Here is a 1,532-nt window from a genome sequence, read left to right as displayed (position 1 = left end):
GACCATGCCGATCGACAAGGCGAGCGGAAAGTTGAAAGGAGCGATGACCGCGAAGACGCCATAGGGCTTCATGACGCTCGTAGCAGTCTCGTTTTCGACCAACACGTTCATGGGCCGGACGAACCCGTTGTTCGCCTTCATCTCCGATGCGTAGTACTCGACCATGTCGAGGCATTCCTCGGCTTCGCCGACTGCCTCGATGCGGGACTTTCCGATCTCGTAGAGCGCCGCCAAACCGAGGTCATATTTCCGCTCCGCAAGTGCCTCTCGCCAGCGAGCGCCGAATGCAAGGCGATCGTCCAGCGTCGAACGGTTCCAGGCCTTCGCGCCGGCCCGGGCTGCCTGGATCGCGCACTTGACGTCTGACGGGATTGAAACCGGGAACTTGCCGAGAGAGATTTTCTTGTCGATAGGGCTCAGGATCTCTTTCCGAGCGCCGGTCGCAAACGGCGTCGACCACTCGCGACCCAGTGTGTTCTTCTCGAAATCCGGGATCATTGCATCGAGGTGAGCGTGAACAGGGGAAAAATCCACCCCGATGTTCGAGTAGGTCACACGCGGGAGTTCAGCCATTTCAAGTTCCTCCGAAAATCGGTATTTATCCCGATAATCAGGATTTGGCTTGCGAGTCAATCGAGGGGCCCATAAAATGGAAATAATACCGAATTTCGGTATTATTCGTGAGGAGGTTTCGGGTTCGGGTTACCTAGCGGAGCCCGACAGCCGAGGGCGTGCGGCCGTTCGGCTATTCTACGGAGCCCCTCGGACTCGAGGCGCGGCGGGATAACGAGAGACCGACCTTGCCCCTCACGTCTGTTTTGAACGATAACCTTCTTGCAGTCGCAATTGTCAGATCGGCGTAGGTGCCCTTGAATACGAAATCGAAGAAGCCGAGCGCCAAGGACAGTCCCCTCGAGCGCTACATCTCGATCATGGAAACGGTCGCGCCGTTCGAGCATGGCTTGACGGCGATCGAGCTCGAAACGACGCTTGGACTGCCCAAAACCACGATCAACAGGCTGCTGCATGCCTTGATCGAAAGCGGGATGATCACCGCCGAGAGCGTTCGCAATCGGACATACCGCCTCGGCGATCGCTTGCTGCAGCTGCTACAGATGTCTCCGGATAGCGGCTGGCTGACGACGCTCGCGCAGCGACCGCTTCAGGATTTGGCCGACCGCACCGGCCAGTCGGCGTTCCTGTCGAAGTTCGACGGTACCGAGGTGCGCTCGGTCACCTGCGTCGCGCCCGACACTCCGGTCCGGACCTATGTCATGCCGGGTATGGCCATGCCTGTAAATGCGACCGCTTCGGCCAAGGCGATCCTTGCGTTTCATCCGCAGGAGACCGTGAACAGGATCCTGGCGACCGAGCTGCGCAGCTATACCGATCGGACTAAAACGAAGATCGCGGAGTTGACCAGGGAATTGGCGGAGGTTCGGCAGCAGGGCTATGCCATGGACCTGGCCGAGCATGTTCCGGGCCTGGGCTCGATCGCATTTCCGATAAGGCCGACGAGCGGTGAGGTGATG

General features: G+C 59.1%; 2 protein-coding genes. One reads left to right on the top strand and one right to left on the bottom strand.

Annotation, left to right across the window (positions count from 1 at the left end; genetic code table 11):
* On the bottom strand, positions 1-633 hold a 633-nt coding region (locus EN939_RS33720), incomplete at its 3' end, for an aldehyde dehydrogenase family protein (RefSeq protein WP_127271769.1).
* A gap of 230 nt (positions 634-863) precedes the next feature.
* On the opposite strand from EN939_RS33720, the gene EN939_RS33715 reads away from it, so the two are divergent.
* A partial coding sequence (locus tag EN939_RS33715) for an IclR family transcriptional regulator (protein WP_272483131.1) occupies positions 864-1,532 on the top strand: 669 nt, incomplete at its 3' end.

The sequence above is a fragment of the Mesorhizobium sp. M7A.F.Ca.CA.002.05.1.1 genome (assembly GCF_003998335.1).
GTDB lineage: Bacteria > Pseudomonadota > Alphaproteobacteria > Rhizobiales > Rhizobiaceae > Mesorhizobium.
The sequence above is the reverse complement of the archived record's forward strand: the minus strand, read 5'-3'. Positions and strand labels throughout refer to the sequence as shown.